The following is a 13,116-nucleotide window of genomic DNA, read 5'->3' as shown; positions in this document are numbered from 1 at the left end:
CTGCCGACCGGCCGAGTGCTCGCGGTCTGCGTCGCCACCGATGACGTCGTCCTCGATCGCGTCGGGGCCAGCGCGATCGACAAGCGCGCCCAGTCCGGCCGGGTCCGCGTCGGCGAGCTCGGTCTGATCACCGACCACGTGTGCGACACGAAACACCACGGCGGCGCCGACCAGGCCCTCTACGCCTACAGCGAACCCGAAGCGCGCCGGTGGGCGAGTGATCTCGGACGTGATCTGCCCTACGGTTGGTTCGGCGAGAATCTCCGGATCGACGGCATGCCCGTCACCGACGCCGTCGTCGGCGAACGTTGGGAGATCGGTGACGACGGACTCGTCGTCGAGACCACGATCCCGCGTGTCCCGTGCCGCACCTTTGCTGCCTGGGCCGATGAGCCGCAATGGGTCAAGCGGTTCCTCCACCGCGCCGACACCGGCTCCTACCTGCGCGTTCTCCATCCCGGAACGGTCGGCGAAGGCGACGCGGTGCGGGTCGTGCACCGCCCCGGACACGGGGTGCTGGTCCGGCACCTGCTCGCCGGCACCGAGGCCGATGCCGATGCACTGGGCGAACTGTTGGCCGGTGACGACCTGGCCCCGAAGGTCCGGCGCGAGGCCGATCGCAAACTCGCGCGCACCTGATTCGAGGGGCAGCCACGCCGTTGGACCGCATTTGGACCGGCAGGGCAATCCGCATTATCGGCGCGAGCACGCTAGACTGGTGCCACGACATATTGACTAACCAGAAACGGGGCCGCCAAGCGTTTGGCCGCCCCGTCATTGTGCGAGGGGGTCCCACATGGGCCGCGGCCGGGCAAAAGCAAAGCAGACGAAGGTTGCTCGTCAGCTCAAGTACTCCACACCCAACACCGATTTCGACAGCCTGCAGCGTGAGCTGTCCGGTGTGTCGGATGACTCGGCAGACCGCCGGGATCCGGTGGATGAGTGGGCCGAAGAGGACGAGTGGCGTCGAGCCTGACGTCACTTCGTCGATAACACCGTTTCACCCTCGCTACCTGCCCTCCGGTCTCCGGGTCGTGTCAGGTTGATCAATTGCGTGTCGGTGATCCCACCAGCGATAACCGCTCGATAGACCCTTCCGGCCTGTCGAGCGGTTATCGGTGTTTCCGGCGCCGTGGCGTCCGCGGAGTGAACTCGGTCGCTAGTGGTGTGTCTCGCAAATAAGCGTCTACATGTTCGATATGATTGCCGGTATGAGTGGTTCTGCTGCAGCAGCGTTGTCGTTGTCGGTTGGTGAGCGCGAGACACTGGAGAGGTTGACCCGGGGTTTGCAGGTGCCCCATCAGCAGGTGTTGCAGGCCCGGGTGTTGTTGTTGGCCGCCGATGGGGTCGCCAACATCAGGATTGCCGAGGAGGTCGGGGTGCGCCCGGCCACGGTGCGGGCCTGGCGGCGTCGGTTCGGTGAGGACGGTTTGGCGGGGTTGGGACTGATCCGCAAGGGCCGCGGCCGGCGGTCGTCGATCAGTGCGGAGAAGGTTGCTGAGATCGTGCGGTTGACCACGACGACCACTCCGCCGGGTCACACGCATTGGTCGTGCCGGACGATGGCCGATCAGGTGGGTGTGAGTCCTGCTACGGTGCAACGTATTTGGTCGAATCTGGGACTGAAACCGCACCAGGTGGACACGTTCAAGGTATCCCATGATCCGCAGTTCGAGGACAAGCTCGTCGACGTGGTCGGGTTGTATCTGAATCCGCCCGAGAAGGCGATCGTGTTGTGTATGGATGAAAAATCCCAGATCCAGGCGCTCGATCGGACGCAGGCGTCGTTGCCGATGGTGGCGGGTCGGGCCGGGACGATGACCCATGACTACAAACGCAACGGCACCACGACGTTGTTCGCCGCGCTCGACGTGCTGACCGGAAAGGTGATCGGGCAGTGTTTGCCGCGGCACCGACACGAGGAGTTCATCACGTTCCTCAAGACCATCGATGCCGCGGTGCCGGCCGGGTTGGCGGTGCACCTGATCCTGGACAACTACGCCACCCACAAACATCCTGCCGTGCAGCGATGGTTGCAGCGGCACAAACGATTCCATCTGCATTTCACGCCCACCTCGTCGTCGTGGATGAATCAGGTCGAGCGATGGTTTCGGGATCTGACCGACAAGAACATCCGTCGTGGGGTCTTTCCCAGCGTCGGCGATCTGATCGCCAGCATCGAGGAATACCTCAATACGCACAACGAGAACCCGAAACCCTACGTGTGGACCGCGACCGCCGAATCCATCCTCGCCAAAGTCGCCCGCGCACGAGCAACACTCGAACAAGTAGCCAACTAATTCAGAGACACACCACTAGGTGCGCGAGGCTACGTCGTGCGCGAACTCCGTCGTGTCCCCCAGCTGGTCGGTCCTCCCGCTGGTCTGTACCCCTCGCCGGTCGCTACCCCTTGCTGGTCGGTACCCCTCGCTGGTCGGCACCCCTCGCTGGTCGGCACCCCTCGCTGGCCGGCACCCCTCGCTGGTCGGTACCCCTCGCTGGTCGGTACCCCTTGCTGGTCGGTACCCCTTGCTGGTCGGCACCCCTCGCTGGCCGGCACCCCTCGCTGGTCGGCACCCCTCGCTGATCGGTCCTCCCGCTGGTCCGTACCCTTGCTGATCGCCACCGCTCGCCGGACGCTTCCCCTCGCCGGTCGCCACAGCTCGCTGGTCGCTTCCCCTCGCCGGTCGCCACCCCTCGCCGGTCGCTACCCCTCGCTGGTCGAGTAAGCCCGGCGACGAAGGAGCCGGGCGCATCGAGACCCCGCCCGAACCAACGAGCCCTGCACGCGCCGGTCTCAGGTCAGAAACGCGGATGCTCACCGGTCAGCGAAACCCGTGGCAGAGACGCGTTCTTCGGTTCACTCGACCGCTTGACCGCCCCGAGCACCCAGTTGTCGACGTGCCGCGCGGTCAGCACCGCCTGCGCGCGTTCGGTGTCCTCGGGCGCGACGACGGCGACCATGCCGACACCCATGTTGAAGGTGCGTTCCATCTCCGGCCGCGACACCCGGCCGCGCTGCGCGATCATCGCGAATACCGGTGCGGGAGTCCAGGTCTCACGCTCCAACTCGGCGACGAGGCCGACCGGGATGACCCGCGCGAGGTTCTCCGCGAGCCCACCGCCGGTGACGTGCGCGAAGGTGCGGACGTCGGTCTCGGCGGCCAGCGCCAGGCAGTCGCGCGCGTAGATCCGGGTCGGCTCGAGAAGTTCTTCGCCGAGCGTGCGCCCGAACTCCTCTACGTGGCCGAACAGGTCCATGTGACCCCACTCCAGCAGCACCTTGCGGGCCAGCGAGTAGCCGTTCGAATGCAGGCCCGAGGAGCCCATCGCGATCACGACATCACCGGGTCGCACCCGGTCCGGCGACAACAGCTGGTCGGCTTCGACGACCCCTACCGCGGTCGCCGACAGGTCATAGTGGGTGTCCCCCATCAGGCCGGGGTGCTCCGCGGTTTCACCGCCGAGCAGGGCGCATCCGGCGTCGACGCATCCGTCGGCGATCCCCGCGACGATCTGCGCGACGGTCTCCGGGATGACCTTCCCGACCGCGATGTAGTCCTGCAGGAACAGCGGCTCGGCGCCGCAGACGACGAGGTCGTCGACACACATGGCGACGAGGTCGCGTCCGACGGTGTCGTGGCGGTCGAGTGCCTGGGCCACCGCGAGTTTGGTGCCGACCCCGTCGCTGGCGGCGGCCAGGATCGGTTCCCGGTAGTTGCCCTTCAGCGCGAACAGTCCGGAGAACCCGCCGATGCCACCGAGGACCTCGGGGCGCGACGCGCGCTTGGCATGCGGCGCAAGAAGTTCCACAGCGCGCTCACCCGCGTCGATGTCGACGCCCGCGGCCGCATAGGACGCACCGTCAGCACTGGCGTCGTCGGATCCACGATCGGCAGCCGATCCCCGGTCGGTCATCTGGCTGAGCACCCCTTGGTCGAAGTCGAGTGGCGATTGCTCGCACCGGCGTCACATGTCCTGTCGCTACGCTCGCCTCGGCGCCCATCGCGACGATCTCACGCTACCCGACGACCTTCCGGCCGACCGGACCGGCAGCAGGTGCCCGTGAGCGCCCACCGACGGTCACGGGCGCATGACCGCGCTGACGTTGTCATTCGCCGCGGTCAGCGGATCGACATGGCCGTCGACGTCGACCGCCGCGTTGGCGAGCATCTTCTCCAGGACCGCCTTGCCCATCGAGGTCTCCTTGGGCAGTTCGATCGGGTAGTCACCGTTGAAGCAGGCGGCGCACAGGTTCTCCGCCGACTGCTCGGTGGCCGCGATCATCTCGGCGGTGCTGATGTAGCCCAGCGAGTCCGCGCCGATGGCCTGCCGCACCCCCTCGACCATGTGTTCTTCGGAGTCCATGCCGTTCGCGATCAGCTCGGCCGGCGACGCGAAGTCGATACCGTAGAAGCACGGCCAGCGCACCGGACTCGACGCGATGCGCACGTGCACCTCCGCCGCGCCGGCCTCTCGGAGCATCCGGATGAGGGCACGCTGCGTGTTGCCGCGCACAATCGAATCGTCAACGACGACAAGGCGTTTGCCTCGGATGACTTCCTTGAGCGGGTTGAGCTTGAGGCGGATGCCGAGTTGCCGGATGGTCTGTGACGGCTGGATGAAGGTGCGTCCGACGTAGGCGTTCTTCATCAGTCCCTGGCCGTAGGGAATGCCGGATTCCTGCGCGTAGCCGACGGCCGCCGGGGTGCCGGATTCCGGGACCGGGATGACGAGGTCGCCGACCGCCGGATGCTCGCGGGCCAGCCGGCGGCCGATGTCGACGCGCGCCGAGTGCACCGACCGGCCGTGGATGACGCTGTCGGGGCGGGCGAGGTAGACGTATTCGAAGACGCAGCCGCGCGGGGTCGGATCGGCGAAGCGGGTGCTGCGCACACCGTCCGCGTCGATCGCGAGCAACTCTCCGGGCTCGATGTCGCGGACGAACGATGCGCCGACGATGTCGAAGGCCGCAGTCTCCGACGCGACCACCCACCCCCGGTCCAGACGTCCGAGAGAGAGCGGGCGCACGCCGTGCGGATCGCGGGCGGCGTAGAGCGTGTGTTCGTCCATGAAAGTCAGGCAGAAGGCGCCACGCAGAGTGGGCAACAGGTCCATCGCGGCCTGCTCGATGGTGCTGTCGGCGGCACCGTGGGCGAGGAGTGCACCGACGAGGTCAGAGTCGGAGGTGGCCGCGGTGCTCATGACGCCGGCGTCGCGGGCACGGCCGGCGAGGTCCGCGGTGTTGACCAGGTTTCCGTTGTGACCGAGCGCGACGCCGGTGCCGGCGTCGGTGGTGCGGAAGATTGGCTGAGAGTTCTCCCAGGTGGTCGACCCCGTCGTCGAGTAACGACAGTGTCCGATGGCCACGTGCCCGGACATCGCGCCGAGCGTCTGCTCGTCGAACACCTGGCTGACCAGGCCGAGATCCTTGAAGACCAGCACCTGCGACCCGTCGCCGACCGCGATACCGGCGGCTTCCTGACCGCGATGCTGCAACGCGTAGAGGCCGTAATAGGTGAGCTTCGCGACGTCCTCGCCGGGCGCCCACACACCGAAGACGCCGCATTCCTCGCGGGGCTCATTCTCTGGCTCGTCGGGCAGGTCACCTGCCCGGCACATATGCGGCGTCGGTGCCAGCAGGTTCTTGCCGGCTATCGTCTGGTCGGTCATCGACGAACTCCCTGGGCTGGGGCGGGATCGGTACTCCGGTGGGCAGGCGGCACGCAGACGCGGAAGCCGGCGCGACGTCGTGAACGGGAGACGCCCTGCAGTTTACCGGCCGGTAGCCGCCCAACGCGAACTCTGTAGCGCCGCCGCGCGCGTCGGCATTCCCACATCGTGATCACACTCACACCGCGGTCCGCTCCACACGGTCGTCTACGCACGCACCAGCGGCATCCAGTCACCGACCGCGCCGGCGCGACTGCCCGATGCCGTCACGTCTCCTGCATCCACGAGTTCGTCGAATCGGGCGTCGCCGATGACGAGTCGAAGCCACGACCGGGGGTCCGTCTCGACGACGTTGGGCGGCGTGCCGCGCGTGTGTCGCGGACCTTGGATGCACTGCACCGCGACGAACGGCGGCACGCGCACCTCGACGGAGTTGCCGGGTGCGATGTCTTCCAGCGTGCGGGCGGTGAGGCGGACCGCAGCGGCGAGCGCGGCGCGCGACGGGGTGGGCTGCGTCTCGTCGCGCAGCCATCCCAGCACCGCGAGCACGGCGGCTCGGGCCTCGGCGGGATCGATCGCCTTGCGAGATGGCACGCCGGCCATCCTGCCGGATCACCGCGCGGTAGATCATCGCGGACCCGATTGGCCTCCGCCGCGCACTCTCGTCGGGCACGATATGTCCCATGGGAACCGAAGTCTCCAAGCGCGAGTTCACCGGCGAGGACCGGGTCCGGTTCCGCAGGCAGGTCAGTCGCGGTACCGAGGCCATCGCCCGGATGCTCGCCGACGGACTGTTCACCGATCACGGCCAGGCGCCGGAACCGCTGCTGGGGATGGAGGTCGAGCTCAACCTCGTCGACGATGACATGGATCCGGCGATGGCCAACGCCACCGTGCTGGACGCCATCGCCGATCCCGACTATCAGACCGAACTGGGTCAGTTCAACATCGAGATCAACGTCTCGCCAAGACCTTTCGTCAGCGACGACACGATCTCACTGGAACAGCGATTGCGGACATCACTCAACCGTGCCGACCAGCGTGCGGCGGCGACGTCGAATCACCTCGTGATGATCGGGATGCTGCCCACTCTACGTTCCGAACATTTTGCCCAACATTGGATTTCGGCGAATCCTCGGTACTCGCTGCTGAACGAGCAGATCTTCAGCGCACGCGGCGAGGACATCGAGATCGACATCAGCGGGCTCCCGCTCGGCCCAGGCCACCACACCGAACGGATGCACACCACCATTGATTCGATCCTGCCCGAGGCGGCCTGTACCTCGCTGCAGCTGCATCTGCGGGTGGCGCCGGAAGACTTTGCCGCACACTGGAATGCGGCGCAATCGATCGCCGGGGTGCAGGTCGCACTGGCCGCGAACTCCCCGTTCCTGGCCGGCGTCGCCCTGTGGCACGAGAGCCGGATACCGGTGTTCGAGCAGGCCACCGACACCCGGCCGCTGGAGCTGAAGAACCAGGGCGTACGGCCACGGGTGTGGTTCGGCGAGCGCTGGATCAACACGATCTTCGACCTGTTCGAGGAGAACACCCGCTACTTTCCCGCGCTATTGCCGGTGAGTACCGACGTCGATCCGCTCGAGGAACTCGACGCCGGCCGAATCCCCACCCTCGACGAGCTGCGGCTGCACAACGGGACCGTGTACCGCTGGAACCGCCCGGTCTACGACATCCTCGACGGCCAGGCACATCTTCGTGTGGAGAACCGGGTGCTGCCCGCGGGACCGACCGTCGTCGACACCATGGCCAACGCGGCCTTCTACTACGGCGTCGTGCGGGGCCTGGTGGAGGCCGAACGCCCCTTGTGGTCACAGATGTCGTTCAACGCCGCCGCGGAGAATCTGCAGGCCGGCGCGCGCAGCGGGCTCGAGGCGCAGCTCTACTGGCCCAAGGTGGGCTGGGTACGCCCGGACGAGCTCACGCTTCGCCGATTGCTGCCGCTGGCCGACGAGGGGCTGCGGTCGTTCGGTCTGTCCGACAAGGCTCGCGGCCGGTATCTGTCGGTCATCGAAGGCCGCTGCCTCAATCGGCAGACCGGCGCCGCGTGGCAGCGGAAAGCTGTGCTGGACCGGGAGAAAGCAGGCGAAAGTCGCGACGAAGCCCTCCACGGCATGCTGCGCGACTACGTCACGCTGATGCACGAGGGCGAACCCGTGCACGTCTGGGGAACGTAACCCGCCGGCCGGGCGCCCTTCCCCGTCGAGTGGGCGCCCTTCCCCGTCCACTGGGCGCACCTCCCTGTCGAGTGGGCGCCCCTCCCCGTCCACTGGGCGCCATCCCCCGTCCACTGGGCGCTCTCCCCCGGCCAGTGTGCAGCGCCTACGTACCCGCCACCAACCCCCGCCCGTGGATCGGCGGGAGATCCAGCGCGGTGACCAGCCCGGGCTTCGCATCCACCACGGCGGCAACCGAATTCACCAGCCGCATGGCGGTCACTATCATCCCGGAGACGTTGTGGTCACCGTTCTCGCCGTGGTGTCCGAACTCGACGGTCATCTGCGGCTCGCCACTGACCAGAATGCGGTAGCACCCGTCACCGTCGGTCGGCGTCGGCCAGTCCGGACACTGGTCGGGATGCGTGCGGGTGTAGTGCTCGAGCACCACCCGGTCCACCCCGTCGACCTGACCGGCGACCTCGAAATGCAAAGCCGCCATGGTCCCTTCGGGAATCTCCACCGAGACCGTCGAGTAGCAGCGATCGGCCGGGACGCGCTCGTGTCGTTCGACGAGCGGCTCGTCGAGGGTGAGATCAAGCCCCGCGGCGATCTGCCGGACCACGCTGCCCCAGCCCATCGCGAGCACCCCCGGGTACAGCAGGATCGGGGTCTGATCCATCGGTTGCCCGAACCCGAAGATGCTGGTCATGACGACCGGCTGGTAGTAGGTCGAGTAGTCGGCGATCTCCAGGCAGCGCACCTCGTCGATACGTTGCGACAGGCTGGTCATCGCCAGCGGCAGAACATCATTGGCGAACCCCGGATCGATGCCGTTGACGTGCAGGCTGGCGTTGCCGGTGCGTCCGGCCGCCGCGATGCGATCGAGCAGGTTCTGATCGAGAATGCCGAACGGATACTGCAACACGACGGGCCCGCTGGAGACGACGTTGACGCCCGCCTCGACGAACCCGATGAGATCGTCGATGGCGTCGAAGATGCGGTCATCGGTCATCGCGGTGTGCACGATGCAGTCGGGCCGCAAGGCGATCAGGGCGTCGCGGTCATTGGTGGCGATCACCCCGAGGTTACGGCCGAGTCCGGCCAATTCGCCGGCATCCTTACCCACCTTGGCCGGGTCGGACACCCAGACGCCCACGAGTTCGAGGTCGGGCCGGGCGTCGATCCCGGCGATGGCGTGCTTGCCCACAGTTCCGGTCGACCACTCGACCACACGAAGAGTCATGCCCCCAAACTAGAACATGTTCCAGTTAGTGGTCCAGGGTTTGACGAGGTCGTCTGATGCCGCCACCACAGGCCGGTGATCGTCGCCACGGTCGCCGCCATGCACACACCGGCACCGACAAACGCGAGCGCCATCACCACGCCCGGCGTGTTCTCGTCGATGAACGGCGATGGCAGGAACGTGAACATCATGCCGACGGCCCACGCCACGACATTGACTGCGATCCACTGCCGGGCCGCGGGCTGACTCTCGCGCAGGATGCGGTACTGCGCGGTGGGAATGCTCAGCAGTAGCGTCGTCGCGCCGACCGCGATCACCACCCAGACCAGGGGCGAGCCGAAGTCCACGTCGACACCCGCGTCGATCAGAGTCGACGGCAACATGCCGAGCGACCACGCGAAGGCCGCTGCCACAGCGGTCGCCCCGACCCACCGGCCGACGGGCACCGCGACGTCGGTGCCGTGCAGCGCCTCGGCCTGGCCGAGTCCCAGTAGCGCTCCCTCGCCGGCGCCGAAGATCGCGACGAACACCCACGTCATCCACGGCATGAATTCCAGAGCCGAGGCGATGGCCATGCCGAGGACCGGTATGCCGAACCCGACCGCCTCGGCAACCGTCACCATCCCGACCCAGCGCACCATCGAGTAGCGCATCGGACACCTCCACGTCACCGGGCCCGCGTAACCTCACCCGCGATGCCGCACGAACCCGCACCCATGTCGTCGTCCTCCACGCTGCCACCCGTGGCCGTTCGTCACGAGGGCCACAAGACCCTCATCAAGTGGCATCGAGCGCGCCGGCGCGCCGGCGATCCACCGTTCACCGCGTCGCGCATCGTCGAAGGGATGCGGGCCGGCGCGAGCGTGGAGATCGATCTGAACATCCACGGCGATCGCGGATTCGCCGTGCTGCACGACCGCGTGATCGACCACGCCACCACCGGTTCCGGCGAGATCTCACAGCTGGGCGCCGATCAACTGCGTTCGCTGTTCCTGCGGGCCGACGACGGGTCGGTCCTCGATGAGCGGGTTCTGTTGCTCGACGACCTCTCAGCCCTGCTCGACGCGGCGGGGATCCACCCGCAGTCGTTGCTGCAGTTGGATTTCAAAGAGACCGCCCACGAACTGGACCCGGCAGCGATCACGCTGTTCGCCGAGGCCGTTGCCCCGATCGCGCGTCACACCATCCTGTCATGCGGCGACGCCGAGGCGGTACGTCTGCTCACCACACCGGTGCCCGGTATCCGGATCGGCTACGACCCGTGTCACGGCGGAGCGGTCGATCGGGTGCTGCGGTCCGGCGATTTCGACCACTTCGTCGAGCGGGCCATCGGGGCATCACCAAATGCCGAGATGGTCTACCTTGAGCGCCGGTTGATCCTCGAGGCGGATCGACGCGGGTTCGACATGGTCGGCGCCTTCCACCTGCACGGCCGCACCATCGACGCGTACACGGTCTACACCGCCGACGAACCGTCGCTGCGCGAGGTGGGCCGGCTTCTGGAACTGCGCGTCGACCAGATCACCACCGACGATCCCGAAGCGCTCGTCGCCGCGTTCGCATCCGGTGGTTGCGCAGCGACGACGAACGAGTCCTATCCGGTGGTTGAGCAGCGACGAGGAACGAGGAGCGTGTCGAAACCACCAACCCAATGACCAGGGAGGTTCGACTCCTTCTCAGCCGAACAGCCCCGGCAGCGTCCCCTCGTGGACCGCACGCACCTCGTCGAGGGTGACCTCGAACTGATCCTGCACACTCACCGACTCACTGCCCTGGTCGACCACGCCGATCCGCGCCCACGGCATGCCGCGCGCATCGAGCATGGAGACGAACCGGGACTCCTCGGTCCGCGGCACCGCGACCAGCGCCCGTCCACTCGACTCGGAGAACAGCCACACGAACGGATCCGCATCCTCGGGAAGCAGTATGCGACAACCGGTTTCACCTGCCAATGCCGATTCGACGACGGCCTGCCACAGTCCGCCCTCGGACAGGTCGTGGGCCGCCGAGACGAGGCCGTCCCGCGATGCGGCGACCATGATCTCGCCGAGCAGCCGCTCCCGTTCGAGGTCGACGCGCGGCGGCACGCCACCGAGATGATCGTGGGTGACCTGCGCCCAGATCGATCCGTCGAACTCGTCGAGGGTGGCGCCGACCAGGATCAGGGTCTCGCCGGGTTCGGTGCCGAAGCCCGTCGGCGTGCGACGGCGTACGTCGTCGATCACGCCGAGGACCCCCACCACCGGTGTCGGCAGGATGGCCGTCGATCCGGTCTGGTTGTAGAAGCTGACGTTGCCGCCGGTCACCGGGATGCCCAGCTGTGCGCATCCGTCGGCGAGGCCGCGCACGGCCTGCTGGAACTGCCACATCACCGCGGGGTCTTCCGGTGATCCGAAGTTGAGGCAGTTGGTGACGGCCTTCGGGGTCGCCCCGGACACCGCGACGTTGCGGTAGGCCTCGGCGAGGGCGAGCTGCGCACCCCGGTATGGGTCGAGGAAGGTGTAGCGGCCCGACGCGTCGGTCGCCAGCGCAATGCCGCGACCGGATTCCTCGTCGATGCGGACCATGCCGGAGTCGGCGTGCTCGGCGAGCACGGTGTTGCCGCGCACGTAGCGGTCGTACTGCTCGGTGATGAACTTGCGACTGCACAGTGCGGGCGAGGCGATCATGGTCAGCGCCGTCTCGCGCAGTTGCTCGGACGTCGCCGGCCGAGCCAGCGGCGCGCTGGTCGACTCGATGACCCCGTCCTGCCATTCGGGCCGGGCGACCGGACGTTCGTAGACCGGCCCGTCATGTGCGACGGTCCGCGGCGGGACGTCGACGACGGTCTCGCCGTGCCACGTGATCACCAGATGGTCACCGTCGGTGACCTCACCGATCACCGTGGCCAGGACATCCCACTTCTTGCACACCGCGAGGAACGCGTCGACGTTGTCGGGGGTGACCACCGCGCACATGCGTTCCTGCGATTCGCTGGAGAGCACCTCGGCCGCGGTCATCCCGACCGCCCGCATCGGCACCTTCTCCAGGTCGATGTGCATGCCGCCGTCACCGGCCGCCGCCAGCTCCGAGGTCGCGCAGGAGAGCCCGGCTCCGCCGAGATCCTGGATGCCGACGACGAGGCCGGCGTGATAGAGCTCCAGGCAGCACTCGATGAGCACCTTCTCGGTGAACGGGTCACCGACCTGCACGCTCGGCAACTTCTTCCGGCTGGGGCCGCTGTTCTCCCCGTCGTCGTCAAAGGTCTCCGACGCGAGCACCGAGACACCACCGATGCCGTCGAGGCCGGTGCGGGCGCCGAACAGGATGATCTTGTTGCCGGCCCCCGACGCGAACGCCAGGTGCAGGTCCTCGGTGCGCAGCACCCCGGCGCATAGCGCGTTGACCAGCGGATTTCCCGCGTAGCTGGCGTCGAATACCGTCTCGCCACCGACGTTGGGCAGGCCGAGCGAGTTGCCGTAGCCGCCCACGCCGCGCACCACACCGTCGAGCACACGACGGGTGTCGGGTGCGTCGGCCGGTCCGAACCGCAGCTGATCCATCACCGCGATCGGGCGGGCGCCCATCGCCATGATGTCGCGGACGATGCCGCCGACGCCGGTCGCCGCACCCTGGTACGGCTCGACGTAACTGGGGTGGTTGTGCGATTCGACCTTGAACGTGACCGCCCAGCCGTCACCGATGTCGACCACTCCGGCGTTCTCGCCGATACCGGCCAGCATGCTCGCCCGCATCTCCTCGGTGGTCGTCTCACCGAAGTACCGCAGGTGCACCTTCGACGACTTGTAGCTGCAGTGCTCGGACCACATCACCGAGTACATGGCGAGTTCCGCATCGGTAGGACGACGGCCCAGGATCTCGCGGATCCGGGCGTACTCGTCGTCCTTGAGACCGAGCTCGCGGAAGGGTTGGGGTTGATCGGGGCTGCCGGCTGCTGCTGAAACGGTATCCACCTGCGCACTCACTCTCGACAGTGTAGTGGGGCGTGATCTGGTTGTGCGGTTGCCCGGATTCCGGGTAACAGCG

Annotated in this window: 11 protein-coding genes; 5 read left to right on the top strand and 6 right to left on the bottom strand. The window is 67.3% G+C overall.

Annotation, left to right across the window (positions count from 1 at the left end; translation table 11 throughout):
• The 3 genes from ACWDTI_RS24965 to ACWDTI_RS24955 all read left to right on the top strand — a co-directional run bounded on the left by ACWDTI_RS24965 (position 1) and on the right by ACWDTI_RS24955 (position 2,300).
• A complete protein-coding gene (locus ACWDTI_RS24965; protein WP_449740837.1) occupies positions 1-639 on the top strand; it encodes an MOSC domain-containing protein in 639 nt (212 codons plus the stop codon).
• A 157-nt stretch (positions 640-796) separates the two neighbouring features.
• The gene (locus tag ACWDTI_RS24960) at positions 797-976 is read left to right on the top strand and encodes a DUF3073 domain-containing protein (protein WP_449740821.1); all 180 of its coding nucleotides are present in this window, start codon (positions 797-799) and stop codon (positions 974-976) included.
• A 235-nt stretch (positions 977-1,211) separates the two neighbouring features.
• Positions 1,212-2,300, top strand: coding sequence for an IS630 family transposase (locus ACWDTI_RS24955; RefSeq protein WP_449740820.1), 1,089 nt, complete (start codon positions 1,212-1,214; stop codon positions 2,298-2,300).
• Between the two features lie 502 nt (positions 2,301-2,802).
• Here ACWDTI_RS24955 and purM read toward each other — a convergent pair.
• The 3 genes from purM to ACWDTI_RS24940 form a co-directional block, all read right to left on the bottom strand.
• Entirely contained in the window at positions 2,803-3,918 is a 1,116-nt protein-coding gene (purM, locus tag ACWDTI_RS24950) for a phosphoribosylformylglycinamidine cyclo-ligase (protein WP_449740819.1), read from the bottom strand.
• A gap of 165 nt (positions 3,919-4,083) precedes the next feature.
• A complete protein-coding gene (gene purF / locus ACWDTI_RS24945; RefSeq protein ID WP_449740818.1) occupies positions 4,084-5,673 on the bottom strand; it encodes an amidophosphoribosyltransferase in 1,590 nt (529 codons plus the stop codon).
• A 207-nt stretch (positions 5,674-5,880) separates the two neighbouring features.
• Entirely contained in the window at positions 5,881-6,267 is a 387-nt protein-coding gene (locus ACWDTI_RS24940) for a sterol carrier family protein (protein ID WP_449740817.1), read from the bottom strand.
• An 89-nt stretch (positions 6,268-6,356) separates the two neighbouring features.
• On the opposite strand from ACWDTI_RS24940, the gene ACWDTI_RS24935 reads away from it, so the two are divergent.
• Positions 6,357-7,865 carry a glutamate-cysteine ligase family protein gene (locus tag ACWDTI_RS24935; RefSeq protein ID WP_449740816.1) on the top strand — a complete coding sequence of 503 codons (1,509 nt, stop codon included), beginning with the start codon at positions 6,357-6,359 and terminating at the stop codon, positions 7,863-7,865.
• 145 nt (positions 7,866-8,010) lie between these two features.
• On the opposite strand, the gene ACWDTI_RS24930 is transcribed toward ACWDTI_RS24935, so the two are convergent.
• The gene (locus tag ACWDTI_RS24930; RefSeq protein ID WP_449740815.1) at positions 8,011-9,090 is read right to left on the bottom strand and encodes an NAD(P)H-dependent amine dehydrogenase family protein; all 1,080 of its coding nucleotides are present in this window, start codon (positions 9,088-9,090) and stop codon (positions 8,011-8,013) included.
• On the bottom strand, positions 9,087-9,743 hold the full coding sequence (locus ACWDTI_RS24925; protein WP_449740814.1) for a hypothetical protein: 657 nt from the start codon (positions 9,741-9,743) through the stop codon (positions 9,087-9,089). Before ACWDTI_RS24925 ends, ACWDTI_RS24930 begins: the two co-directional genes overlap by 4 nt.
• 42 nt (positions 9,744-9,785) lie before the next feature.
• Here ACWDTI_RS24925 and ACWDTI_RS24920 point away from each other — a divergent pair, with 42 nt between their 5' ends.
• The gene (locus ACWDTI_RS24920) at positions 9,786-10,745 is read left to right on the top strand and encodes a glycerophosphodiester phosphodiesterase (protein WP_449740813.1); all 960 of its coding nucleotides are present in this window, start codon (positions 9,786-9,788) and stop codon (positions 10,743-10,745) included.
• 21 nt (positions 10,746-10,766) lie between these two features.
• Here the strand turns inward: ACWDTI_RS24920 and purL are convergent, their stop codons facing one another.
• On the bottom strand, positions 10,767-13,055 hold the full coding sequence (gene purL, locus ACWDTI_RS24915) for a phosphoribosylformylglycinamidine synthase subunit PurL (RefSeq protein ID WP_449740812.1): 2,289 nt from the start codon (positions 13,053-13,055) through the stop codon (positions 10,767-10,769).
• Between the last annotated feature and the right edge of the window lie 61 nt (positions 13,056-13,116).

This window comes from Gordonia sp. NPDC003424 (genome assembly GCF_053588655.1).
This window is presented reverse-complemented; position numbering and strand designations above follow the sequence as displayed.

What these genes read in the sequence shown, in the direction of transcription:
- ACWDTI_RS24960 (WP_449740821.1), top strand. Translation starts at nt 797, where the DNA reads ATGGGCCGCGGCCGGGCAAAAGCAAAGCAGACGAAGGTTGCTCGTCAG.
- ACWDTI_RS24955 (WP_449740820.1), top strand. Translation starts at nt 1,212, where the DNA reads ATGAGTGGTTCTGCTGCAGCAGCGTTGTCGTTGTCGGTTGGTGAGCGC.
- purM (WP_449740819.1), bottom strand. Translation starts at nt 3,918, where the DNA reads ATGACCGACCGGGGATCGGCTGCCGATCGTGGATCCGACGACGCCAGT.
- purF (WP_449740818.1), bottom strand. Translation starts at nt 5,673, where the DNA reads ATGACCGACCAGACGATAGCCGGCAAGAACCTGCTGGCACCGACGCCG.
- ACWDTI_RS24935 (WP_449740816.1), top strand. Translation starts at nt 6,357, where the DNA reads ATGGGAACCGAAGTCTCCAAGCGCGAGTTCACCGGCGAGGACCGGGTC.
- ACWDTI_RS24930 (WP_449740815.1), bottom strand. Translation starts at nt 9,090, where the DNA reads ATGACTCTTCGTGTGGTCGAGTGGTCGACCGGAACTGTGGGCAAGCAC.
- ACWDTI_RS24925 (WP_449740814.1), bottom strand. Translation starts at nt 9,743, where the DNA reads ATGCGCTACTCGATGGTGCGCTGGGTCGGGATGGTGACGGTTGCCGAG.
- ACWDTI_RS24920 (WP_449740813.1), top strand. Translation starts at nt 9,786, where the DNA reads ATGCCGCACGAACCCGCACCCATGTCGTCGTCCTCCACGCTGCCACCC.